Raw genomic sequence first — 23,367 nt, 5'->3', positions numbered from 1 at the left:
TTTCATCGAAGCCAGTTAAGAATAGTCGCAAAAGAGAAAGTATGGAGGGCGTCACATTTTCAGGGGAGAGAAAGACTCGTTTCAGCGACGAGGGGAAGGCGGATGAGTAGCCTGCTAAAGATCTGATAACGGGCGCTATATCACGCGTGACAGAGAGAATTGTAAAGATTACGAAAATCTGACTATTTCCTGGCAGGTTGTTACCTGCCAGGAAGGGGAGATCAGGCTTTTTGCGCGGCGTGAGTCGGCGATTCTGCCAGTGTTGAGGAAGTAGAGAGCTGGCGTTTACCAGCCCAGTATTTCACCATTAAGGCAAATGCAGAAACCAGTGCCGGAATCGCAAGGAATGTGAAGATGGTTTCAAACGCGAGCTGTGCCTGCATCAGGAAGGCACCGCTAAACGCACCGAGAATGCCACCAAAACGGCCCAGACCTAACATCCATGCCACGCCGGTCGCACGGCCCTGCGTGGGGTAAAAACCTGCCGCCAGCGCGGGCATGGACGATTGTGCGCCATTCATGATCGTCCCGGCGATAAAGACCATCACTCCCATGAGCACCAGGCTGCTGGTGGAGAACCCTACCAGGCAGACGAACACCCCGGTCAGCAACCAACCGACCGCGACCACTTTGTTCGGGTTGAGTTTGTCCATCAGCGCACCCAGCACCAGGACGCCAATCCCGCCGCCCAGCGGGAACAGGGCGGTTATGATGGACGCCTGACTCAGCGTGGCCCCCGTTTCACGGATCAGCAGCGGTAGCCAACTGGTCAGCAGATAGAAGATCAGCAATCCCATAAAGTAGGTCAGACACAGCATCACCGTGCCCAGCGCGTAACGCGGCGAGAAGATGACGCCCAGTGCCGATTTCTCTTTAATCTGGCCGGTTTCACGCAGGACAAAGTGCGTTGCTTCCGGCAGCGGGGCGATACGGCGCAGAATGGTGCCTATCTGCTGTTGTGATTTGTTCTTTACGACCAGATAACGGGCGGATTCTGGCAGCAGGAAGATCAGCACCACCGCCAGCGCCAACGGCATCACGCCGCCGAGGATCAGCACGCTTTGCCAGCCGTAATGCGGAATTAACCACGCGGAAATAAACCCGCCCATCGACGACCCAATCGGGAATCCGACGAACATCAGATTCACCAGCAGCGCACGGCGGCGTTCAGGCGCATATTCACTCATCAGGGTTGCGGCATTGGGCATCGCCGCCCCCAGGCCCAGACCGGTTAAAAAGCGCAGTGCCGTCAGTTGGTTCAGCGTGCCGGCAAAGGCGGTGAGCAGGCTGAAGCCGCCAAACACCAGAATCGACATGATCAGGACTTTTTTGCGACCGATACGATCGGCCAGTGGACCCGCAGTGAGCGCTCCCACGGCGAGACCAACCAGCGCCGCGCTCATGACCGGGCCGAGTGCGGATTTTTCAACCCCCCACTCCTGAACGAGATCGGAGGCGATGAACCCAATAATCGCGGTATCGAACCCGTCCATCGCGACGGTCACAAAACACAGCACGAGGATCATCCACTGGTATTTTGAAAAGGGATGCTCGTTAATAAACGCTTGAATATCAGTTGTTCTGTTTGTCATGCGGTCATTCCTGCGAAAGCAACGCGGGGGACAGAGGGCGTTTTTATTTTCTCCACCGCTAGCGTTTGGATTAATTGTGCGATTATCGAACGTTTATTCGGTAATCGTTCAACTAATCAAAACATCGAAGTCCTTGTTCGGCAATCATCCTGCCGTGGTAAACGTGCGATAATCGTACGAATTGCCCCTGCACTGGCTTTGCTAACGATGAAACTCTATTAAAATCATAGGACTACTTCATGGTAATACCCCCGCGGCAGAGGCGGTAAATGTGATGCGATTAACAATAAAGCAACAAATCAACGATCGTCGTTCCGCCATGCGAATTTCCGCCACAAGATTACGCGTAAGGGGTATCCTGCGAGCCTGACCTGGACTATCCTTGTAAGCCGTAAGGCACGCGTGTTGCGTTGTGCGCATTTTTGGGTGAAAGGAGTATTAAAATGGCGACAGGTAAGTCCTGCTCTCGCTGGTTTGCGCCTCTTGCGGCGTTATTAATGGTAGTTAGCCTGAGTGGGTGTTTTGATAAAGAAGGCGATCAGCGTAAGGCATTTGTCGATTTTCTACAGAATACGGTGATGCGTAGCGGCGAGCGTCTACCCACCCTGACTGCCGATCAGAAAAAACAGTTCGGCCCGTTTGTTTCTGATTACGCCATTCTGTATGGCTACTCGCAGCAGGTGAATCAGGCGATGGATTCCGCGTTGCGTCCGGTCGTTGATAGCGTTAACGCCATCCGTGTGCCACAGGATTATGTGACACAACGTGGGCCGCTACGTGACCTGAACGGTTCTCTCGGCGTACTGGGCCAGCAACTGCAAAATGCGAAACTACAGGCGGATGCGGCGCATGGCGCACTGAAACAGACCGATGACCTGAAGCCGGTGTTTGATCAGGTGTATAAGAAAGTGGTGACGACGCCAGCAGACGCGTTACAGCCGCTGATCCCAGCCGCACAGATCTTCACTCAGCAGTTGGTCCAGGTGGGTGACTTTGTCGCGCAGCAGGATACGCAGGTTAGCTTTGTGGCGAATGGTATTCAGTTCCCGACTTCGCAACAGGCAAGTCAGTACAACACATTGATTGGGCCGTTGGCCTCGCAGCATCAGGCATTTAATCAGGCCTGGACTGCGGCGGTAAACGCCATCCAGTGATGAAGTTGCCGGGCAGGCGATAGCGCCTCCCGGCCGTTTTGTTATCCTGCTACCTGCGGGTTCACGCAGTTCTTCTCGACCTTCCCTTGCAGTGCATCAATCAGGTTATCTACCGCGCAGGCCGCCATGTTATAGCGCGTTTCATGCGTAGCCGAACCAATGTGCGGCACCGCCACGACGTTGTTCAGCGACAGCAGCGGCGAGTCAACCGGCAGTGGCTCCTGTTCAAACACATCCAGTCCAGCAGCATGGATCTCGCCCTTTTGCAGCGCGGCAATCAGCGCATTTTCATCGACGACCGGACCGCGCCCGGCGTTGATGAAGATGGCAGAGGACTTCATTTTGGCGAACTGTTCTGCCCCAAACAGATGATGGGTCTCGTCGGTCAGCGGCAGGATCAGGCAGACAAAGTCCGATTCCTGCAGCAGCGTATCGAGATCGCAGTAGCGGGCGTTGAAGCGTTCTTCCGCTTCCTGATGGTGACGGCGGGCGTTGTAGAGAATCGGCATGTTGAAGCCGAAGTGGGCGCGCTGCGCCAGCGCAAGGCCAATGCGTCCCATACCGACAATACCCAGCGTTTTGTGGTGCACATCGATACCAAACCAGTCGGGACCAATGCTGGAGGTCCATTCGCCGACCTTCACACGCTCGGCCACTTCCACGACACGGCGAGCGGTCGACAGCACCAGCGCCATGATTGTATCGGCGACGGTCTCCGTCAGCACGGTAGGCGTATGCATCAGCAGCACCTTGCGTGCGTTCAGCGCATCCACATCGAAATTGTCATACCCCACGGAGATCGTTGAGGTCGCGCGGAGCTTAGGCATTTTCTCCAGCAGCGCGGTATCGACGGTTTGGCTGGAGCCCAGCAGACCTTCGGCACTGGCAAAGGCTTGCGCGTGTTGTTCAACCGTCTGCGGACTCAGGTTCGGCACCTGCGTGACGGTGAAATGTTCTTCCAGGCGATGCAGTAAATCGTCGGGTAACGCTTTGTAGAGAATAATGGACGGCTTCATACGACTCTCCATGAGGTAAAGTTTACGCGTGGCGTGCGCCAACCGGTACTTGCTGATTATTCGCGGGTTTGACGACTAAAGTTAGCCATACTGAGGCGAAAAGCGCCACCCCCATAAAAATGTACGAGGCGGATGGACTGCCGGTCGCGCCGTTGAGGTAACCGACAAACCAGGAGCCGAGGAACGATCCGAGCGCGCCCATACTGTTGATCAGCGCCATCGCGCCGCCGGCAACGTTGCGTGGCAACATCTCCGGAATAATGGCGAAAAACGGGCCATATGGGGCGTACATCGCCGCGCCGGCAATCACAAGCAGGGTATAAGACGCCCAGAAGTTATTCGTGCCAACGGCCCAGGAACCGATAAAGGCGAACGCAGCAATCAGCAGCAGGGGCCAGACGAACAGCTTACGATTCTGTAGTTTATCCGAGGCCCAGGAGGCAACAATCATCGCCACGGTGGCCGCCAGATACGGTACGGAAGAGAGCCAGCCCACTTCGACCATCCCCAGATTCGCGCCGCCTTCGCGGATGATTGACGGCAACCACAGCACGAAGCCGTAGACGCCAATACTCCAGGTGAAGTACTGCATGCAAAGCAGGATAACGTTGCGGGAGCGGAATGCTTCGCTGTAGTTGCGTACCGCCTTAATGCCCTGCTGCTCTTGTTCGAGTTGCGTTTGCAGCGCCGTTTTTTCTGACTCGGTCAGCCAGCCGACCTGCGCCGGTTTATCTTTCACCAGCACCCACCAGCAAAAGGCCCACAGGATGGCGGGAACCCCTTCGATGATGAACATCTCACGCCAGCCGAGCGCCTGGATCAGGTAACCGGACACCACCGACATCCACAGGACCGTTACCGGGTTACCGAGGATCAGGAAGGTATTCGCCCGCGAACGCTCCGATTTTGTAAACCAGTTACTGATGTAAATCAGCATCGCTGGCATAACAGCGGCTTCTACCACCCCGAGAATAAAGCGAATGGCGGCGAGTGCCGGGATATTGCTGACCATCCCGGTTAGCGATGCGCAACCCCCCCATAAAATCAGGCAGACAAAGATCAGCTTGCGCACGCTCCGGCGTTCGGCATACACCGCGCCGGGGATCTGAAAGAAGAAATAGCCGAGAAAGAACAGGGCGCCGAGCAGGGATGAGATCCCTTTGGTGATGCCGAGATCTTCGTTAATGCCCGCAGCGGAGGCGAAGCTGAAGTTTGCACGGTCAAGATACGCCAGGCTATACGTGATAAACACGATAGGCATGATGTACCACCAGCGTTTTGCTGCATTTGTTGAGTTTGCCATAATCAACCTCTGTTGTTTCTGCCGCCGCTGTCTGTAGGGTACAGGGGGCCGTTATCATTACGTAACGCGTTATTCGCCTAACGTTTCACGTGTGGGTAAACCTTCGCTGTCGCCCTGTACCTGAATGGCCAGCGCGCCAATTTTGTTGCCGCGTGTGACGGCCTGATGCAGCGTCCGGCCTTCCAGCAGGGCGCTGATGACGCCGACCGCAAAGCCATCGCCGGCACCGACCGTATCGACCACGTTGTCTACTTTTACCGGAGCGACACTGCCTTTTTCGCCGTCGGCGGTTTTATACCAGGCACCGTCTGCGCCCGTTTTCAGCACCACGGCTTTCACGCCGTGGCGGAGATAGAAATCCGCAATCCCTTCCGGCGTCTGTTGTCCGGTTAAAATCATCCCTTCTTTAAGACCGGGTAACACCCAGTCGGCCTGGAACGCGAGACGGTTCAGTTTCTCAATCATCTCCGCTTCACTTTTCCACAGCACCGGACGCAGGTTGGGGTCAAAAGAGAGCGTTTTACCCTGCGCTTTCATGGTGCGCGCCGTGTGTGCCAGCAGTTCATAAGCGCTGGCGGAAAGTGCTGCTGCGACACCGCTAAGATGCAGATGGCGGGCCGCGGAGAAGTACGCTTCGTTGTAATCCGCCACGGAAAGGTGGCTGGCTGCGGAGCCTTTGCGGAAGTATTCCACAATGGGATCGGTTCCATTTTCAACTTTAGATTTCAACTGAAAGCCTGTAGCGTAGCGCTCATCCAGCGTCACGCCTTGCGCATCAATACCCTCTTTTTTCAGCGAGTTGAGAACAAAACGACCAAAGCTGTCATTACCTACGCGGCTCACCCAGCCCACCTTCATACCCAGTCGCGCCAGGCCTGTGGCAACGTTCAGTTCGGCACCGGCGACGCGCTTGATAAACGGCTCGACCTCGGCCAGATCGCCGGTCTGTGTCGCAACAAACATCGCCATCGCTTCGCCGATGGTGATGACATCCAGTGAATGCTTCATGCCTTACTCCTTACGTAACAAATCGACGTAGCGGCGAGTGACCGCAGTCAGGTCGGCCCCTTCCAGTGGAAATTCAATGCCGCGTGGAACGTCGGTGGGCAATTGGTTGAGCAGCCCGAGCCAGCGAGGCTCGGCGTCGTCCGGGGGAATCGCGCGATAGCTGTCATGGTGCGCGGTGGCGGCTTTGACGTGAACATAACCGACTGATGCGGCCAGTTGACGAGCGGCCTCTTCCGGCGAATCGCCCACCCACAGCCAGTTGCCCATATCAAACGTCAGTTGTACCGGCAGCGCATGTTGCTGACTGGCGGCGTTAAAACGTTGCATCGGAGCCAGTCGTCCGCAGGCGGTCTGGTCATTTTCGACCACCAGAGCCATACCGCTGCTTTCCAGCCAGTCGCGCAGGGTGTCAAACTGATCTGCGTGGACGAAATGGCCCAGAGAAACCTTCAGCCACAGCGCGCGCAGCGTTTGCGCTTCCTGAAGCAGAGACGGCAGTTGCGGATTAAGGCGGCCATCTTCCATGAACAGCGGTTGTGGCGCGGAATAGCAGGCCAGCAGATCGACGCGTTCGATGGCTGCAGCCAGTGTGGTCAGGGCGCTGAGTTCAGCGTCAGTAAACAGTTCACGGCGAATCTCGACGCCGTCTGCGCCTGCACCGGCAATGACCGGCAGCATCGCGGTTTGTCCGCCGGCAGCGCGGACGGTGTCGTAGCCATAGGCGGCGGTGACCACCATAATTTTTCTCTGCATGGGAACTCCAGAACTAACGCTATTGTGATTACGCTAGATGGAACCGGTTCCAAAGAAAAGCATCATGTGTCGAAATTATGATCACCATCACGAAGGAAAATTAGCGGGCGGTGGAACCGCGAACGATCAGTTCGCCGGAAAAAACCTGTTCATGGATGGCATCGCTACCGCCTTCGATCCGGCGTACCACCTGTTCGACGGCGGCATAACCAATCTGCCATGTGGGCTGTTTCATGGTCGTAATCCCGACGCCTGCCAGTTCGGCCCATTCCAGCTCATCAAACCCCAGCAGGCCGATATCGCTGCCCCAGTTGAGGCCAATGCGTTTCAGCGAGCGGGCGACCTGAAGGGTGAGCGCGCCGTTAGCGGAGATCACCGCCTTACGCATCCCGCGATGCTGCTGGTGGAACTGACGTAAAGTGTTATCGAGCTGCGTATTCTCGCTGAGCGGGACTTCGGCGTTTTCGGCGACAACGCCCGGATAGCGCGCCAGCGTTGCCCGAAAAGCACTCAGTCGTTCACGGCGGGTATTGACCATGCCCAGCGGTTCACTGAGAAACAGCAGGGCCTCAAAGCCTTGTTCAATCAGGTGTTCGGTGGCCGTGGTGGCGGCCTGGGTGTTGTCCAGTCCGACGACGTCGCAGGCGAAGTCAGGGATTTTGCGATCGATAAGTACCATCGGCAACGCAGACTGTTGCAGGCGATTCAGCCCCTCTTCGCGCATCCCCACGGCGTTGACCACGATGCCTTCTACCTGATAACTGCGCAGCAGATCGAGATAGTGCAGTTCCTGGTTCACCTCGTTATTGGTGTTACAGACCAGCGGCGTAAAGCCTTTCTCGCGACAGGCGGCTTCGATACCGCTTAAGACGTGGACGGAATAGGGGTTGGTGATATCGGCAATGATCAGGCCAATCAGGCGGGTACGACCTCGTTTCAGGCCGCGAGCCATCAGGCTGGGGCGATAGTCGAGATCGGCAATGGCTTTTTCAATACGCGCCAACAGAGCATCAGAGAGCAGGTGTTTTTCGCCGTTGAGATAACGTGAAATACTGGTTTTACCGGTTTTTGCCGCTTTCGCGACATCGCTGATGGTAGGGCGTGTTGATTTGCTCATCGCTGATTTCCTTGCCTTGGGTGAGCATACCTTAGCGCGAAAATGCCCGGTGGCGCTACGCTTACCGGGCACACTGTTGGGTTTTGTCGGCCGGGTAAGGCAACGTCGCTACCCGGCAGGAAACTTATTGCACAGGACTTAAGGTAATTTCGACACGACGGTTCTGGGCTTTCCCTTCCGCCGTGCTGTTGCTGGCGATCGGATTTGCCGGGCCCAGGCCGCGGGTGCGGATGCGGTTGGCGGCAACACCCTGAGCGATGAGCGAGCTGGCCACGCTGTCCGCACGCTGTTGCGACAGACGCATATTCAGGTCCTGGCCGCCGGTGCTATCGGTATAGCCGATCACATTGACGGCCGTTTTATCGTACTCCTTCAGCACCATCGCCACGCCGGTCAGCGTGTTCGCGCCCGCCGGTTTCAGGGTCGCGCTGCTGCTGTCGAAGGTGACGTTATTCGGCATGTTCAGAATGATGTTATCGCCGCTTCGCGTCACGCTCACGCCGGTTCCCTGCATTTTGTCGCGCAGTTTTGCTTCCTGCACGTCCATGTAATAACCGACGCCGCCACCGAGCGCCGCACCCGCCGCTGCGCCAATCAGTGCGCCTTTACCGCGATCTTTCTTCGAGGAGGAGAGGGCGCCGATACCCGCGCCGACCAACGAACCAATGCCCGCGCCAATACCGGATTTACCCGCTTCGCGTTCACCGGTGTAAGGGTTGGTTGTGCAGCCAGAAACCGCCAGGGCGCCACTCACAATAGCGGCAATGACTAAAACACGTTTCTTCATCTTAATTCCTTAATGACATTCTTATTTTTTGCCACAGCAACCGTGGCGGTTGATTATGACGTGTGAAGATGAAGAAAATTCCAGGGAACTCTCTGAAATTTGTAAGTAACATTGAACGCCGTAATACATCAGCCCATCTGCAGGAGTGCCTGACTTGACGACGCACAATCCGGTGTTAACCGCCGCCCACTGGGGACCCATTCTTGTCGAAACGGACGGAGAAAGGGTGCTCTCCTCCCGGGGCGCGCTGTCCACCTCGCATCCGAATTCACTGCAAAGCGCGGTCCGCGATCAGGTGCACAGTAAAACCCGGGTGTGTTATCCGATGGTGCGTAAAGGGTTTCTTGCATCGCCTGCACAGCCGCAGGGCGTGCGCGGACAGGATGAGTTTGTGCGCGTGAGTTGGGACGATGCGCTGGCGCTGATTCATGCGCAGCATACGCGGATCCGCGACACCTGGGGCCCCTCGTCTATTTTTGCCGGTTCTTACGGCTGGCGTTCCAACGGCGTCCTGCACAAATCGGCGACGCTGTTACAACGCTATATGGCGCTGGCGGGCGGCTACACCGGGCATCTGGGCGATTACTCCACCGGCGCAGCGCAGGCCATCATGCCGTACGTGGTGGGCGGCAGCGAGGTGTACCAGCAGCAGACCAGCTGGCCGGTGATTCTGGAACACAGCGATGTGGTGGTATTGTGGAGTGCCAACCCACTGAATACACTTAAGATTGCCTGGAACGCGTCGGATGAACAGGGGATACCTTACTTTGACGCGCTGCGTAACAGCGGAAAACGACTGATCTGTATTGATCCCATGCGATCGGAAAGTGTCGATTTCTTCGGCGACAAGATGGAATGGATTGCGCCGCATATGGGTACCGACGTGGCGCTGATGCTCGGCATCGCGCATACGCTGGTGGAAAATGGCTGGCATGACGAGGCGTTTCTTGCCCGCTGTACCACGGGTTATACGGTCTTCTCAGACTATCTGCTGGGTATAAGCGACGGGATCGTTAAAACGGCCGAGTGGGCGGCCGCGATTTGCGGCGTTCCGGCAGCCAAAATCCGTGAACTGGCGGAATTGTTCCATAAAAATACCACTATGCTGATGGCCGGTTGGGGCATGCAGCGTCAGCAGTTTGGCGAACAAAAGCACTGGATGATTGTCACCCTGGCCGCCATGCTGGGACATATAGGTACGCCCGGCGGCGGTTTTGGCTTTTCTTATCACTTTGCCAACGGCGGTAACCCGACTCGCCGTTCTGCTGTGCTGGCGTCAATGCAGGGCAGTCTGCAAGGGGGTACCGACGCGGTGGAGAAAATCCCGGTGGCGCGCATTGTTGAAGCGTTGGAAAACCCCGGTGCGCCGTATCAGCACAACGGTATGAACCGTCACTTCCCGGATATCCGCTTCATCTGGTGGGCGGGCGGGGCGAATTTTACCCATCATCAGGACACGAACCGACTGATCCGCGCCTGGCAAAAACCGGAGTTGGTGGTCATCTCGGAATGCTTCTGGACCGCAGCCGCAAAGCATGCCGATATCGTGCTGCCGGCGACGACCTCCTTTGAACGCAACGATCTCACCATGACCGGGGATTACAGCAACCAGCATCTGGTGCCGATGAAGCAGGTTGTACCGGCGCAGGGAGAAGCGCGTAATGATTTTGACGTCTTTGCCGAACTGAGCGAGCGCTGGGAAGCGGGCGGTTATCAACGCTTTACCGAGGGGAAGAGCGAGCTGGAATGGCTGGAAACGTTCTACACCATTGCCGGACAGCGTGGTGCCAGCCAGCAGGTGACGCTGCCGCCGTTTGCCGAATTCTGGGCCGCTAACCAACTGATTGAAATGCCGGATAATCCGGCCAACGCGAAGTTCATCCGTTTTGCCGATTTTCGTCGTGACCCGGACACGCATCCGCTGAAAACTGACAGCGGTAAGATCGAGATATACTCGCAGCGGATTGCCGGTTATGGCTATGCGGACTGTCCCGGACATCCGATGTGGCTGGAGCCGGATGAGTGGCACGGCAATGCCGAACCTGAGCAGTTACAGATCGTGTCGGCGCACCCGGCGCATCGGCTGCACAGCCAGCTTAACTACAGTCACCTGCGCGAACGGTACGCCGTCGCGAACCGCGAGCCAGTGACGATTCACCCGCAGGATGCGCAGGCGCGCGGCATTCGCGAGGGCGATACGGTGCGTATCTGGAATCACCGTGGTCAGATCCTTGCGGGTGCAGTGGTCACCGACGGTATCAAACCCGGCGTGATCTGCATTCATGAAGGGGCATGGCCGGATCTCGACCCTGCGGCCGGGGGCATCTGTAAAAATGGCGCGGTGAATGTGCTGACCAAAGACCTGCCCAGTTCGCGTCTGGGGAACGGCTGTGCAGGCAATACCGCGCTGGCGTGGATGGAGAAATACAGCGGACCCTCGCTCGCGCTTACTGCGTTTGATCCGCCCGCCAGCCCATAATCCAGGTGGGATGCTGGGTATCCTCCTGCCATGCGCTGTCTTCAATACGAAAACCCAGCGCATGGTAGAAATTTACCGCGTTCTGGTTTTTTTGATATACCTCGAGGCTCAGCACGCTATAACGCTGCTGAACATGCCGCACCAGCGCTTTACCAATCCCACTGCGTAACCTATCCGGGGCGACAAACAGCGCCCCTAAAAAGCGTTGTTCCATCACGCTGACAAACCCTTTCAACGCCCCTTCTTCCTCCCAGACCCAGGTTCTGGCGGCGGGCAGGTAGACATCACGCACAACCTCTTCACTCTCGTGCCAGTAACGTTCAGGGATAAAAGGATGCGCATAGATGGTGCTTTCCAGCCATAGCGCCAGCAGCGGCGTCATGTCATCACTATGAAACTCGCGAATCATTTTTATCTCCTGGATGACAGAAACAGCCGGTGATGTGGTCGTTGACCAGTCCGCAGGCCTGCATGAAGGAGTAGCAAATGGTCGTACCGACGAATTTAAATCCCCGTTTTTTTAACGCTTTTGACAAGGCGTCCGAGGCGGGAGTGGAGGTTGGGATCTCACCCAACGTCGCGGCGCGGGTGATTTGAGGCTGATTTTCTACGAATGACCAGACGAAATCGGCAAACGGTTCGCCGTTTTGCGCCATCGCCAGATACGCCCGGGCATTACCGATGATGGCCTGAATTTTCCCCCGATGGCGGATAATCCCGGCATCAAGCAGCAATCTTTCCACATCGTCTTCCTGCATGGCTGCCACGCGTTCGGGATCGAACTGGTGGAAATTAGTGCGATAATTCTCGCGTTTCTTGAGGACGGTAATCCACGAAAGACCGGCCTGCTGACCTTCCAGGCAGATCATTTCGAACAGTTTTTTACCGTCGTGCTCGGGTACACCCCACTCGTTATCATGGTAGGCAATGTAAAGCGGGTCCTGACTGACCCAACCGCAACGTTCCATACTTTCCCTCGCTCTTTGACTTGCCATAAAAATATCGTTCCGGACGCCTTGACGCGCCAGCGAAAAAGACAATATTTAATACAGGGCTTTCGCCTGTCATCCTTAAATTACAATGACAATAATATCGCCGATTTCGGCTCTCTTCTGGAGTCGCATTGATGATGATAAAAAAATGCAGTGGTCGCCGGGAAATTATTCTCCTGGCGAGCGTCGTGGTCTGTTCGCTTTACATCAACACAGCCCGCGCCTGGCAGCAAGAATATATCGTTGATAACACGCCTGGATATACGACTGAACGCTATACATGGGACAGCGATCACCAACCGCGCTATGACGACATTCTGGCTGAACGTATCCGGACGACACAAAGTGTGCCGGGGCTGGCCGTTAATCTTGAGCAGGCTTCGCCGGTGGAGGCAACCAGCGGCATGAGCATGGGCTGGAATTTTCCTGTCTCTGGCGACGTAACCACCGGGCCAGTCGCGGCGTTGCATTACGATGGCACCACTTCCTCTATTTATAACGAATTTGGCGACAGTGTGACCAGCCAATCATTCGATCCGCTATGGCATGCCAGCGTCAGCACGCTGGGCTGGCGGGTGAATTCGCAATTTGGCGATCTGCGGCCGTGGGCGCAAATCAGCTACAACCAGCAGTTTGGCGACAATGTCTGGAAGGCGCAGTCGGGACTCAGTCGAATGACGGCGACCACTCAGGACAGTAACTGGCTGGACGTGACCGTTGGTGCCGATATGCTACTTAATCAGCATATGGCGGCCTATGCCGCACTCTCGCAGGCGGAAAACACCACCAACAGTACCGACTACCTCTACACGATGGGGGTGAGTGCCAGATTTTAACCTGTCATTTACAATTTAAACCCAGTGATAACAGTGTCTGTGTCGATAGTACGCACTAACTGACGGGGCAAAAATTCATTCAATGAATATTTGTCTCGTCATTCATTCCGCATTCCAGGCATTTCATTCCGTTCTGATGGCACTTCATGCCGTTTTCTCCCTGCATAAAATGCATTTCGTTATGGTTGACGGCAGAGAATTTTCCCTTTTGCTTATGCAGGAAGACTGCCATGAAAACCGCATCGTATCAGCGCACCCGTTGGTTGACCCTTATCGGTACCATCATTACGCAATTTGCCTTAGGTTCTGTGTATACCTGGAGCCTGTTTAATGGCGTGCTTTCCGAAAAGCTGGGTGAGCCCGTTAGCCAGGTGGCCTTTTCTTTCGGCCTGTTGAGCTTAGGCCTGGCAATATCCTCTTCTGTCGCCGGGAAGTTGCAGGAACGATTTGGCGTGAAACGCGTCACCATGGCGTCCGGCATACTGCTCGGGCTGGGCTTCTTCCTGACTGCACACTCCAGTAACCTGACGATGCTGTGGCTGAGCGCAGGCGTGCTGGTGGGTCTGGCGGATGGCGCGGGCTATCTGTTAACGCTGTCTAACTGCGTGAAGTGGTTTCCGGAGCGTAAAGGACTGATCTCCGCCTTTGCCATTGGTTCTTATGGTCTCGGAAGCCTGGGTTTCAAATTCATCGACAGCCAACTTCTGGCGACCGTCGGTCTGGAAAACACCTTTGTGATTTGGGGTGCGATTGTGCTGGTGATGATCGTCTTCGGCTCGACGCTGATGAAAGATGCACCCAATCAGGAAGTCAAAACACAAAATGGCGTGGTAGAAAATGACTACACCCTGGCGCAGTCCATGCGTAAACCGCAGTACTGGATGCTGGCGGTGATGTTCCTGACGGCGTGCATGAGCGGGCTGTATGTGATTGGCGTGGCGAAAGATATCGCTCAGGGGCTGGCGCATATGGACGTGGCTTCGGCAGCCAATGCGGTGACAGTGATTTCTATTGCTAACCTGTCTGGTCGTCTGGTGCTGGGTATCCTGTCCGACAAAATTGCCCGTATCCGTGTGATCACCATTGGTCAGGTGGTCTCTCTGGTGGGAATGGCCGCTCTGCTGTTTGCGCCGCTGAATGCGCTGACCTTTTTTACCGCCATTGCCTGTATCGCCTTTAACTTTGGTGGGACTATCACCGTCTTCCCGTCACTGGTCAGCGAGTTTTTCGGTCTGAACAACCTGGCGAAAAACTACGGGGTGATTTACCTCGGCTTCGGGATTGGCAGCATCTGCGGTTCGATTATCGCGTCACTGTTCGGTGGATTCTACGTGACCTTCTGCGTCATTTTCGCTCTGCTGATTCTCTCGCTGGCGCTCTCCACCACCATTCGTCAGCCAACGCGCGAGGTGCTGGAAATAGCACACGCCTGATAGCCGAAAAGAGTTTCTCCAGGCCAGCCGACGTGCTGGCCTTTTTTGTTATGTTTGCCGTGAATAGTTCGCTTTCAAACTTGATTTTTTGTAAATATCTCTTTCGATCACATTCTCTGTTGCCACTTTCTTTGCTGCATGTGGTCTACTTAGCCGCGTGTGTCGATTTTGATATTTGACTACCTTCGCAATTTCACCTGCCCGGCGGATGTCGCCGTTGCGCAGGCGGTGTTAATCCCCTCGATTTCCAGGGCTTGCTTGCATGAGATACATTACGTCGATGTCGCAGCAAAAGCTGAGTTTTTTGCTCGCGATCTATATCGGTCTGTTTATGAATGGCGCGGTTTACCTCCGTCGGTTTGACGGTTACGCGCAAGACTTTACCTTCTGGAATGGAATCTCCGCGGTTGTCGAACTGGCTGGCACAGTGCTGGCAACATTCTTCTTTTTAAGACTTCTGTCACTGTCTGGCAGGGCAGTATGGCGTGTTCTGGCTTCGTTGCTGGTGCTGATTTCAGCCGGCGCAAGTTATTACATGACCTTTATGAACGTGATGATCGGTTACGGTATCGTGGCCTCAGTTATGACCACGGATATCGACCTCTCTAAAGAAGTGGTCGGCTGGACGTTCGTCCTCTGGCTGGTGGCGGTGAGTATTATCCCGCTGATACTTATCTGGTTTAACCGCTCGACGGATACCCTCTGGCGTCAACTCTGTACGCCAAAAGTGCGCTGGCGCAGCGCGCTGATCGTGCTGATGGCGGGGTTGCTGGTCTGGGTGCCGATTCGTCTTCTGGAGATGCATCAGAAGCGCGCCGATCGTATTGCTGGCGTGGATATGCCGAGCTACGGCGGCGTTCTGGCGAACTCCTATCTGCCGTCAAACTGGCTGTCTGCTCTGGGGCTGTATGCCTGGGCGCAGGTGGATGAATCGTCTGATAACAAATCGCTCATCAACCCGGCGAAGAAGTTCACTTATGCTCCGACGCAGAACCTGGATGACACCTACGTGATTTTCATTATTGGTGAAACCACGCGCTGGGATCATATGGGGATGTTGGGTTATGAACGCGACACCACGCCGAAGCTCGCTAAAGAGAAGAACCTGGTGATGTATCGGGGCTATTCCTGTGATACCGCGACGAAACTGTCGCTGCGCTGCATGTTCGTTCGTCAGGGTGGGGCCGAGGACAACCCCCAGCGTACGCTGAAAGAACAGAACGTCTTTGCGGTGCTCAAGCAGTTAGGCTTCAGCTCCGATCTCTACGCGATGCAGAGTGAGATGTGGTTCTACAGCAACACGATGGCTGACAACATTGCCTATCGCGAACAGATTGCCGCTGAGCCGCGTAACCGGGGGAAAGCCGTGGATGATATGCTGCTGGTCAATGAGATTGATCGTTCGCTGCAGGAACATCCGCAGGGTAAGCATCTGATTGTGCTGCATACCAAGGGCTCTCACTATAACTACACTCAGCGTTATCCCCGCGAGTTCGCCCAATGGAAGCCGGAATGCTACGCTATCGATCGTAAGTGTCCGAAAGAGCTGATGATTAATTCGTACGATAACTCGATTACCTACGTCGATCATTTTATCGATACGGTGATTGATCAGGTACGCGATAAGAAAGCGATTGTGTTCTACGCAGCCGATCACGGTGAGTCGATCAACGAGCGGGAGCACCTGCACGGTACGCCGCGCAAGATGGCACCACCGGAGCAGTTCCGCGTGCCGATGATGGTCTGGATGTCTGATAAATATCTGGAGAACCCGTCCAACGCGCAGGCGTTCGCGCATCTGAAGAAGGAAGCGGAAATGAAGGTGCCGCGCCGTCATGTGGAGCTGTACGACACCATCATGGGCTGTCTCGGCTATACCTCGCCGAATGGCGGTATTAATGAGAACAACAACTGGTGTCATATCCCTGACGGGCAGAAAAGCGTCGCTCAGTAAAAGGGCTGACGACTTTCTCGCCGATCAAATGGCATTTTGCGACGAAGGGATTGACGAGGGCGCACCTGCGCAGTAAGATGCGCCCCGCATTCGGTGATTGGCGCAGCCTGGTAGCGCACTTCGTTCGGGACGAAGGGGTCGGAGGTTCGAATCCTCTATCACCGACCAAATTCAAAACCCTGCTCAACGAGCAGGGTTTTTTGCATTCAGGGCCGAGAGGATGAGAACCTCCGGGGGCAGAGGTTCGACTCGAGCGGAGCGAGAGAACGTTGCGCCAGCAACGGCCCGCAGGGCGAGCCACGACGTGGCGAGTCATCCTCTATCACCGACCAAATTCAAAACCCTGCTCAACGAGCAGGGTTTTTTGCATTCAGGGCCGAGAGGATGAGAACCTCCGGGGGCAGAGGTTCGACTCGAGCGGAGCGAGAGAACGTTGCGCCAGCAACGGCCCGCAGGGCGAGCCACGACGTGGCGAGTCATTCTCTATCACCGACCAAATTCAAAACCCTGCTCAGCGAGCAGGTTTTTTTGCATTTGTAGGCCTGATAAGCGAAGCGCCATCAGGCAATTCGTTGCATCATTTCTGGTAGTGTCGGATGGTGAGGCAGGCACCTTACCCAGACTACGGTCGACCTTCATTTCTGCTACAAAAAATGAGCACCACTTCTCACTATTCATTAACGATTTTGTGACATATTCCATTGTCTTTTTTTATCTATGCATGGATCTTTTTTTGCGTTACTTATGGCTGGCGCTAGCATTTTCCGCTGTGCGTTTTAACGTTCGTGGGATTTATCGCTCAGATATGCACCATTTTGTCAGAAATTTTTTTTATTCTGCACAATTGTTAATCACCAAATGTTGAGAAATATTAAGGTATTTATTCTGGTATTCAGGGCGTAGCATAAATTTCTCTGCTGAAAATACCCACCTGAAGTTTTTTTAATCTTTGTTTGCTAATTCTCACCGTTGTTGTAAATCATGGTTACCTGTATTGACGTTTTCACATTCTGTTGACAGATTGTAGGGCATGAGGGGCATTTCATGGAGAATCCGCGCTGCTACTCAGTCGTTTATGTGAACGGAATCCCCACCTCTTAACGCCGACCCAGCCGGTTAAAAAACAAAAAAGGCCAGGCGGTGCAAACCCATTGCAAAGGGTAAAACAACAACATCACATTTGGAGCAGAAGAATGAGTATTTCCTTGAAGAAGTCAGGGATGCTGAAGCTTGGTCTGAGCCTTGTAGCTATGACTGTCGCAGCAAGTGTACAGGCTAAAACTCTGGTTTATTGTTCAGAAGGTTCTCCTGAAGGGTTCAACCCGCAGCTGTTTACCTCTGGCACAACCTATGACGCCAGCTCAGTACCTATCTATAACCGTCTGGTCGAATTCAAAACCGGGACGACGGAAGTGATTCCGGGCCTCGCTGAGAAGTGGGAAATCAGTGAAGACGGTAAAACCTATACCTTCCACCTGCGCCAGGGCGTGAAGTGGCAGGACAATAAAGAGTTCAAACCGACGCGTGATTTCAACGCCGATGACGTGGTGTTCTCTTTTGATCGTCAGAAAAACGCGCAAAACCCGTACCACAAAGTATCCGGTGGCAGCTATGAATACTTTGAAGGCATGGGCCTGCAGGACCTGATCAGTGAAGTGAAGAAAGTGGACGACAAAACCGTTCAGTTCGTGCTGACGCGTCCGGAAGCCCCGTTCCTCGCCGATCTGGCGATGGACTTCGCCTCTATTCTTTCTAAAGAATATGCCGATAACATGATGAAAGCCGGCTCGCCGGAAAAAGTAGACCTGAACCCAATCGGTACCGGTCCGTTCCAGTTGCAGCAGTACCAGAAAGACTCCCGTATTCTCTACAAAGCGTTCGAAGGTTACTGGGGCACCAAGCCGCAGATCGACCGTCTGGTCTTCTCCATCACGCCTGACGCTTCCGTGCGTTACGCCAAACTGCAGAAGAACGAGTGCCAGGTGATGCCGTACCCGAACCCGGCTGACATCGCCCGCATGAAACAGGACAAAAACATCAACCTGATGGAACAAGCGGGTCTGAACGTTGGTTACCTCTCTTTCAATACCGAGAAAAAACCGTTCGATGACGTAAAAGTGCGTCAGGCGTTGACCTACGCGGTGAACAAAGACGCGATCATCAAAGCCGTTTATCAGGGTGCTGGCGTGGCCGCGAAGAACTTGATCCCGCCAACCATGTGGGGCTATAACGACGACATTAAAGACTACTCCTACGATCCTGAGAAAGCGAAAGCTCTGCTGAAAGAAGCCGGTCAGGATAAAGGCTTTACCGTTGAGCTGTGGGCAATGCCAGTACAGCGTCCGTACAACCCGAACGCTCGCCGTATGGCCGAGATGGTTCAGGCCGACTGGGCGAAGATTGGCGTTCAGGCCAAGATTGTGACCTACGAGTGGGGCGAGTATCTGAAACGTGCCAAAGCGGGTGAGCATCAGGCGGTCATGATGGGCTGGACCGGCGACAATGGGGATCCGGATAACTTCTTCGCGACCCTGTTCAGCTGCGCTGCGGCGAAAGACGGTTCCAACTACTCTCGCTGGTGCTACAAGCCGTTTGAAGACTTGATTCAACCGGCGCGTGCGACCGACGACCACAACAAACGTATTGAGCTCTACAAACAGGCTCAGGTGGTGATGCATGACCAGGCTCCGGCGCTGATCGTGGCTCACTCCACCGTGTACGAGCCAGTGCGTAAAGAAGTCAAAGGCTATGTGGTTGATCCATTAGGCAAACACCACTTCGAAAACGTCTCAGTCGAATAATAAAAGCAACGCCGGCGAGCGCTACGCACCGTTAAGTCGGTTCGCGGTGCGTTCCCGGCAGTAATGCTTTATCCCCTTCTCATTGAGGAGGGGATAAGATTTGTGAGCAATACAGACTCACGGTTCCAGGCCGTGTGTCATGAGAGAGAATCCGGGTTATGTTGCAGTTCATTCTCCGACGTTTGGGACTCGTCATCCCCACGTTTATCGGTATCACCCTTCTCACCTTTGCTTTTGTCCATATGATCCCCGGCGATCCGGTGATGATCATGGCAGGTGAGCGTGGTATCTCCCCTGAGCGTCATGCTCAACTGTTGGCTGAACTCGGTCTCGATAAGCCGATGTGGCAGCAGTACCTCCATTACATCTGGGGGGTTATGCATGGTGATTTAGGTATTTCACTGAAAAGCCGTTTACCGGTGTGGGACGAGTTCGTGCCTCGTTTTAAAGCGACGCTGGAACTGGGTGTCTGCGCCATGATTTTTGCCACCGCCGTGGGGATTCCCGTGGGCGTCCTGGCTGCCGTTAAGCGCGGTTCCATTTTCGATCATACCGCTGTTGGCCTGGCGCTGACCGGTTACTCCATGCCTATCTTCTGGTGGGGCATGATGCTTATCATGCTGGTCTCTGTACAGCTCAACCTGACCCCCGTCTCCGGACGCGTCAGCGATATGGTGTTCCTTGATGATTCTAACCCGCTGACCGGCTTTATGCTGATAGATACGGCGATCTGGGGTGAAGAGGGCAACTTCGTTGATGCCGTGGCGCATATGATCCTGCCGGCAATGGTGCTCGGCACCATCCCTCTGGCGGTGATCGTGCGTATGACCCGTTCGTCGATGCTGGAAGTGCTGGGCGAAGATTACATCCGTACCGCGCGCGCCAAAGGGTTGACGCGTATGCGCGTCATCATCATTCACGCGCTGCGTAACGCAATGCTGCCGGTGGTGACCGTGATTGGTCTGCAGGTGGGAACGCTGCTGGCGGGTGCCATTCTGACCGAAACCATTTTTTCCTGGCCTGGCCTTGGGCGCTGGCTGATTGATGCGCTGCAACGTCGCGATTATCCGGTTGTACAGGGTGGGGTGTTACTGGTGGCGACGATGATTATTCTCGTCAACCTGCTGGTCGACCTGTTGTACGGCGTGGTGAACCCGCGTATTCGTCATAAGAAGTAAGGGGCCATCATGTCACAGGTTACTGAAAATAAAGTTGTTGCTGCACCGGTGCCGATGACGCCGATGCAGGAGTTCTGGCACTATTTTAAACGCAACAAGGGCGCGGTAGTGGGACTGGTGTACGTCGCGATCATGATCCTGATTGCGGTATTCGCCAACTTCCTGGCACCGTATAACCCGGCTGACCAGTTCCGTGATGTCCTGCTGGCACCACCTGCCTGGCAGGAAGGCGGCAGCCTGGCGCATCTGTTGGGAACCGACGACGTGGGTCGCGACGTCCTGTCGCGCCTGATGTACGGCGCGCGCCTGTCGCTGCTGGTGGGCTGCCTGGTGGTCGTGCTGTCGCTGGTGATGGGCGTGGTGTTGGGTCTGGTTGCCGGGTACTTTGGCGGCATCGTTGATAACATCATTATGCGTATCGTCGACATCATGCTGGCGCTGCCGAGCCTGCTGCTCGCGCTGGTGCTGGTGGCGGTATTCGGTCCCTCAATTGGTAACGCCGCGCTGGCGCTGACGTTCGTCGCGTTGCCGCACTATGTGCGACTGACGCGCGCCGCCGTGCTGGTGGAGGTCAACCGCGACTACGTGACCGCTTCCCGCGTGGCGGGTGCCGGTGCGATGCGCCAGATGTTTATCAACATCTTTCCGAACTGCCTTGCGCCGTTGATCGTTCAGGCGTCGCTCGGCTTCTCTAACGCCATTCTCGATATGGCCGCGCTTGGCTTCCTGGGCATGGGTGCGCAACCGCCAACACCGGAGTGGGGCACTATGCTAGCGGATGTGTTGCAGTTTGCGCAAAGCGCCTGGTGGGTCGTGACCTTCCCGGGTCTGGCGATCCTGCTGACGGTGCTGGCATTTAACCTGATGGGTGACGGTCTGCGTGACGCGCTCGATCCCAAACTGAAGCAGTAAGAGGTTCGAGATGGCGTTATTAAATGTAGATAAATTATCGGTGCATTTCGGTGATGTTGGCTCCGAATTCCGCGCCGTAGACCGCATCAGCTACAGTGTGAATCAGGGTGAAGTGGTCGGTATTGTCGGTGAGTCAGGCTCAGGGAAATCGGTCAGTTCACTGGCGATTATGGGGCTGATTGATTATCCGGGCCGCGTGATGGCGGAGAACCTGCTGTTCAACGGTCAGGACCTCAAGCGTATCTCTGAGAAAGAGCGACGTAACCTGGTGGGTGCCGAAGTGGCGATGATTTTCCAGGACCCGATGACCAGCCTGAACCCGTGCTACACCGTCGGTTTCCAGATTATGGAAGCGATCAAGGTGCATCAGGGTGGCAACAAGAAAACCCGTCGTCAGCGGGCGATTGACCTGCTAAACCAGGTGGGGATTCCCGATCCGGCCTCGCGCCTGGACGTGTATCCGCATCAGCTTTCCGGTGGGATGAGCCAGCGCGTGATGATCGCGATGGCGATTGCCTGTCGGCCGAAACTGTTGATTGCCGATGAGCCGACGACGGCGCTGGACGTGACCATCCAGGCGCAAATCATCGAACTGCTGCTGGAACTGCAGCAGAAAGAGAACATGGCGCTGGTGCTCATTACCCATGACCTGGCGCTGGTGGCGGAAGCCGCGCATAAAATCATTGTGATGTACGCCGGTCAGGTGGTGGAAACGGGGGCGGCGCACGATATTTTCCGCGCACCGCGTCACCCTTATACCCAGGCACTGTTGCGTGCACTGCCGGAGTTCGCTCAGGATAAAGCGCGACTGGCCTCGCTGCCAGGCGTGGTGCCGGGGAAATATGACCGCCCGATGGGCTGTCTGCTGAACCCACGTTGCCCCTATGCGACGGACAAATGCCGCAGTGAAGAACCTGAACTGGCCCAGTTGGATGGCGGTCGCCAGTCGAAATGTCATTACCCACTCGATGATGCCGGGAGGCCCACACTATGAGTACGCATGAGGCCACCTCGCAACAGCTGTTGTTGCAGGCAATCGACCTGAAAAAATACTACCCGGTGAAGAAGGGGATTTTCTCCCCGGAACGCCTGGTGAAAGCGCTCGACGGCGTATCCTTTACCCTTGAACGCGGCAAAACGCTGGCGGTGGTGGGCGAGTCCGGCTGTGGGAAATCCACGCTTGGCCGTCTGCTGACGATGATTGAAACGCCGACGGGCGGTGAACTGTATTACCAGGGGCAGGATCTGCTTAAGCACGATCCGCATGCGCAGAAACTGCGTCGGCAGAAAATCCAGATTGTGTTCCAGAACCCGTACGGTTCGCTGAACCCGCGTAAGAAAGTGGGACAGATTCTGGAAGAACCCCTACTGATCAACACCTCGCTCAGCAAAGAGCAGCGTCGTGAAAAAGCGCTGGCGATGATGGCGAAAGTGGGGCTGAAAACCGAGCACTACGACCGCTATCCGCATATGTTCTCCGGCGGTCAGCGCCAGCGTATTGCCATCGCCCGTGGGCTGATGCTGGATCCGGATGTGGTGATTGCCGATGAACCGGTCTCCGCGCTCGATGTTTCTGTCCGTGCGCAGGTGCTGAACCTGATGATGGATTTGCAGCAGGAACTGGGGCTGTCCTACGTCTTCATCTCTCACGACCTGTCGGTTGTTGAGCACATTGCTGATGAGGTGATGGTGATGTACTTAGGTCGTTGCGTGGAGAAAGGGACGAAGGACCAGATCTTCAACAACCCGCGCCATCCGTACACCCAGGCGCTGCTCTCCGCCACGCCGCGTCTGAATCCAGACGAGCGCCGCGAGCGCATCAAGCTGACCGGTGAGCTACCCAGCCCGCTGAATCCGCCGCCGGGCTGTGCCTTCAACGCCCGCTGCCGTCGCCGTTTCGGACCCTGCACCCAGTTGCAGCCGCAGTTAAAAGACTACAGCGGTCAACTGGTCGCCTGTTTCGCGGTTGATCAGGATGAAAATGCGCAGAAACCCGTAGCGTAAATTCGTCACTTCTCCAGGCCCGAGGATGCGGTTACGCCCTCGGGCTTT

19 protein-coding genes, 1 tRNA gene and 2 other RNA genes are annotated in these 23,367 nt (G+C 55.5%); 13 read left to right on the top strand and 9 right to left on the bottom strand.

Annotated elements, in window-relative coordinates; all coding sequences use genetic code 11:
* Positions 1 to 221: 221 nt before the first annotated feature.
* Positions 222 to 1,592 (bottom strand): MFS transporter, encoded by a 1,371-nt coding sequence (locus tag QQZ17_RS12510; RefSeq protein WP_152400522.1) that lies wholly within the window; start codon positions 1,590 to 1,592, stop codon positions 222 to 224.
* A 443-nt stretch (positions 1,593 to 2,035) separates the two neighbouring features.
* On the opposite strand from QQZ17_RS12510, the gene QQZ17_RS12505 reads away from it, so the two are divergent.
* Positions 2,036 to 2,746 carry a DUF3053 domain-containing protein gene (locus tag QQZ17_RS12505; protein WP_152400520.1) on the top strand — a complete coding sequence of 237 codons (711 nt, stop codon included), beginning with the start codon at positions 2,036 to 2,038 and terminating at the stop codon, positions 2,744 to 2,746.
* Positions 2,747 to 2,787: 41 nt separating this feature from the next.
* Here the strand turns inward: QQZ17_RS12505 and ghrB are convergent, their stop codons facing one another.
* From ghrB to QQZ17_RS12475, 6 genes are all read right to left on the bottom strand, one after another.
* Positions 2,788 to 3,762, bottom strand: coding sequence for a glyoxylate/hydroxypyruvate reductase GhrB (ghrB, locus tag QQZ17_RS12500; protein WP_152400518.1), 975 nt, complete (start codon positions 3,760 to 3,762; stop codon positions 2,788 to 2,790).
* A gap of 22 nt (positions 3,763 to 3,784) precedes the next feature.
* Positions 3,785 to 5,065, bottom strand: a complete 1,281-nt coding sequence (locus QQZ17_RS12495) for an MFS transporter (RefSeq protein ID WP_152400516.1) — start codon at positions 5,063 to 5,065, stop codon at positions 3,785 to 3,787.
* A 69-nt stretch (positions 5,066 to 5,134) separates the two neighbouring features.
* Positions 5,135 to 6,073: a sugar kinase gene (locus tag QQZ17_RS12490; RefSeq protein WP_152400514.1), complete on the bottom strand. Its 939-nt coding sequence runs from the start codon at positions 6,071 to 6,073 to the stop codon at positions 5,135 to 5,137.
* 3 nt (positions 6,074 to 6,076) lie between these two features.
* On the bottom strand, positions 6,077 to 6,826 hold the full coding sequence (locus QQZ17_RS12485) for a sugar phosphate isomerase/epimerase family protein (RefSeq protein WP_152400512.1): 750 nt from the start codon (positions 6,824 to 6,826) through the stop codon (positions 6,077 to 6,079).
* Positions 6,827 to 6,926: 100 nt separating this feature from the next.
* Positions 6,927 to 7,943, bottom strand: a complete 1,017-nt coding sequence (locus QQZ17_RS12480) for a LacI family DNA-binding transcriptional regulator (protein ID WP_061075967.1) — start codon at positions 7,941 to 7,943, stop codon at positions 6,927 to 6,929.
* A 124-nt stretch (positions 7,944 to 8,067) separates the two neighbouring features.
* Positions 8,068 to 8,730 carry an OmpA family lipoprotein gene (locus tag QQZ17_RS12475; protein ID WP_152400510.1) on the bottom strand — a complete coding sequence of 221 codons (663 nt, stop codon included), beginning with the start codon at positions 8,728 to 8,730 and terminating at the stop codon, positions 8,068 to 8,070.
* Between the two features lie 154 nt (positions 8,731 to 8,884).
* Here QQZ17_RS12475 and QQZ17_RS12470 point away from each other — a divergent pair, with 154 nt between their 5' ends.
* Positions 8,885 to 11,209 carry a molybdopterin guanine dinucleotide-containing S/N-oxide reductase gene (locus tag QQZ17_RS12470; protein WP_152754495.1) on the top strand — a complete coding sequence of 775 codons (2,325 nt, stop codon included), beginning with the start codon at positions 8,885 to 8,887 and terminating at the stop codon, positions 11,207 to 11,209.
* Here QQZ17_RS12470 and QQZ17_RS12465 read toward each other — a convergent pair.
* Together QQZ17_RS12465 and tag are read right to left on the bottom strand one after the other, a co-directional pair.
* Positions 11,178 to 11,618: an N-acetyltransferase gene (locus QQZ17_RS12465; RefSeq protein WP_152400506.1), complete on the bottom strand. Its 441-nt coding sequence runs from the start codon at positions 11,616 to 11,618 to the stop codon at positions 11,178 to 11,180. The genes QQZ17_RS12470 and QQZ17_RS12465 overlap by 32 nt on opposite strands.
* On the bottom strand, positions 11,599 to 12,177 hold the full coding sequence (gene tag, locus QQZ17_RS12460; protein WP_152406218.1) for a DNA-3-methyladenine glycosylase I: 579 nt from the start codon (positions 12,175 to 12,177) through the stop codon (positions 11,599 to 11,601). The genes QQZ17_RS12465 and tag overlap by 20 nt, the downstream gene beginning before the upstream one ends.
* 158 nt (positions 12,178 to 12,335) lie before the next feature.
* Between tag and QQZ17_RS12455 the strand changes: the two genes are divergently transcribed.
* The 11 genes from QQZ17_RS12455 to dppF all read left to right on the top strand — a co-directional run bounded on the left by QQZ17_RS12455 (position 12,336) and on the right by dppF (position 23,319).
* Positions 12,336 to 13,037, top strand: a complete 702-nt coding sequence (locus QQZ17_RS12455) for an autotransporter outer membrane beta-barrel domain-containing protein (RefSeq protein ID WP_152400504.1) — start codon at positions 12,336 to 12,338, stop codon at positions 13,035 to 13,037.
* Positions 13,038 to 13,267: 230 nt separating this feature from the next.
* Entirely contained in the window at positions 13,268 to 14,470 is a 1,203-nt protein-coding gene (locus QQZ17_RS12450) for an L-lactate MFS transporter (protein ID WP_152400502.1), read from the top strand.
* A 262-nt stretch (positions 14,471 to 14,732) separates the two neighbouring features.
* Complete coding sequence (eptB, locus tag QQZ17_RS12445) at positions 14,733 to 16,424, top strand: kdo(2)-lipid A phosphoethanolamine 7''-transferase (RefSeq protein ID WP_152400500.1); 1,692 nt, start codon at positions 14,733 to 14,735, stop codon at positions 16,422 to 16,424.
* Between the two features lie 91 nt (positions 16,425 to 16,515).
* Positions 16,516 to 16,592, top strand: a tRNA-Pro gene (locus QQZ17_RS12440).
* Between the two features lie 31 nt (positions 16,593 to 16,623).
* Positions 16,624 to 16,756, top strand: a non-coding RNA gene (locus tag QQZ17_RS12435) — RtT sRNA.
* Positions 16,757 to 16,787: 31 nt separating this feature from the next.
* Positions 16,788 to 16,920: non-coding RNA, RtT sRNA (locus QQZ17_RS12430), on the top strand.
* Between the two features lie 697 nt (positions 16,921 to 17,617).
* Complete coding sequence (gene dppA / locus QQZ17_RS12425) at positions 17,618 to 19,225, top strand: dipeptide ABC transporter periplasmic-binding protein DppA (RefSeq protein WP_152400499.1); 1,608 nt, start codon at positions 17,618 to 17,620, stop codon at positions 19,223 to 19,225.
* Positions 19,226 to 19,383: 158 nt separating this feature from the next.
* Complete coding sequence (dppB, locus tag QQZ17_RS12420) at positions 19,384 to 20,403, top strand: dipeptide ABC transporter permease DppB (protein WP_152400497.1); 1,020 nt, start codon at positions 19,384 to 19,386, stop codon at positions 20,401 to 20,403.
* A gap of 9 nt (positions 20,404 to 20,412) precedes the next feature.
* Entirely contained in the window at positions 20,413 to 21,315 is a 903-nt protein-coding gene (dppC, locus tag QQZ17_RS12415) for a dipeptide ABC transporter permease DppC (protein WP_152400495.1), read from the top strand.
* A 10-nt stretch (positions 21,316 to 21,325) separates the two neighbouring features.
* Positions 21,326 to 22,309: a dipeptide ABC transporter ATP-binding protein gene (dppD, locus tag QQZ17_RS12410; RefSeq protein ID WP_152400493.1), complete on the top strand. Its 984-nt coding sequence runs from the start codon at positions 21,326 to 21,328 to the stop codon at positions 22,307 to 22,309.
* Positions 22,306 to 23,319: a dipeptide ABC transporter ATP-binding subunit DppF gene (gene dppF / locus QQZ17_RS12405; protein WP_152400491.1), complete on the top strand. Its 1,014-nt coding sequence runs from the start codon at positions 22,306 to 22,308 to the stop codon at positions 23,317 to 23,319. The genes dppD and dppF overlap by 4 nt, the downstream gene beginning before the upstream one ends.
* The last annotated feature ends 48 nt before the right edge of the window (positions 23,320 to 23,367 follow it).

The sequence above is a fragment of the Citrobacter sp. T1.2D-1 genome (genome assembly GCF_950098555.1).
In the GTDB taxonomy this organism is placed as follows: domain Bacteria; phylum Pseudomonadota; class Gammaproteobacteria; order Enterobacterales; family Enterobacteriaceae; genus Citrobacter_A; species Citrobacter_A telavivensis.
The sequence above is the reverse complement of the archived record's forward strand: the minus strand, read 5'-3'. Positions and strand labels throughout refer to the sequence as shown.

Bases quoted from the DNA above. Each gene is read 5' to 3' on its own strand.
- QQZ17_RS12510 (WP_152400522.1), bottom strand. From the start codon at position 1,592: ATGACAAACAGAACAACTGATATTCAAGCGTTTATTAACGAGCATCCC.
- QQZ17_RS12505 (WP_152400520.1), top strand. From the start codon at position 2,036: ATGGCGACAGGTAAGTCCTGCTCTCGCTGGTTTGCGCCTCTTGCGGCG.
- ghrB (WP_152400518.1), bottom strand. From the start codon at position 3,762: ATGAAGCCGTCCATTATTCTCTACAAAGCGTTACCCGACGATTTACTG.
- QQZ17_RS12495 (WP_152400516.1), bottom strand. From the start codon at position 5,065: ATGGCAAACTCAACAAATGCAGCAAAACGCTGGTGGTACATCATGCCT.
- QQZ17_RS12490 (WP_152400514.1), bottom strand. From the start codon at position 6,073: ATGAAGCATTCACTGGATGTCATCACCATCGGCGAAGCGATGGCGATG.
- QQZ17_RS12485 (WP_152400512.1), bottom strand. From the start codon at position 6,826: ATGCAGAGAAAAATTATGGTGGTCACCGCCGCCTATGGCTACGACACC.
- QQZ17_RS12480 (WP_061075967.1), bottom strand. From the start codon at position 7,943: ATGAGCAAATCAACACGCCCTACCATCAGCGATGTCGCGAAAGCGGCA.
- QQZ17_RS12475 (WP_152400510.1), bottom strand. From the start codon at position 8,730: ATGAAGAAACGTGTTTTAGTCATTGCCGCTATTGTGAGTGGCGCCCTG.
- QQZ17_RS12465 (WP_152400506.1), bottom strand. From the start codon at position 11,618: ATGATTCGCGAGTTTCATAGTGATGACATGACGCCGCTGCTGGCGCTA.
- tag (WP_152406218.1), bottom strand. From the start codon at position 12,177: ATGGAACGTTGCGGTTGGGTCAGTCAGGACCCGCTTTACATTGCCTAC.
- QQZ17_RS12455 (WP_152400504.1), top strand. From the start codon at position 12,336: ATGATGATAAAAAAATGCAGTGGTCGCCGGGAAATTATTCTCCTGGCG.
- QQZ17_RS12450 (WP_152400502.1), top strand. From the start codon at position 13,268: ATGAAAACCGCATCGTATCAGCGCACCCGTTGGTTGACCCTTATCGGT.
- eptB (WP_152400500.1), top strand. From the start codon at position 14,733: ATGAGATACATTACGTCGATGTCGCAGCAAAAGCTGAGTTTTTTGCTC.
- dppA (WP_152400499.1), top strand. From the start codon at position 17,618: ATGAGTATTTCCTTGAAGAAGTCAGGGATGCTGAAGCTTGGTCTGAGC.
- dppB (WP_152400497.1), top strand. From the start codon at position 19,384: ATGTTGCAGTTCATTCTCCGACGTTTGGGACTCGTCATCCCCACGTTT.
- dppC (WP_152400495.1), top strand. From the start codon at position 20,413: ATGTCACAGGTTACTGAAAATAAAGTTGTTGCTGCACCGGTGCCGATG.
- dppD (WP_152400493.1), top strand. From the start codon at position 21,326: ATGGCGTTATTAAATGTAGATAAATTATCGGTGCATTTCGGTGATGTT.
- dppF (WP_152400491.1), top strand. From the start codon at position 22,306: ATGAGTACGCATGAGGCCACCTCGCAACAGCTGTTGTTGCAGGCAATC.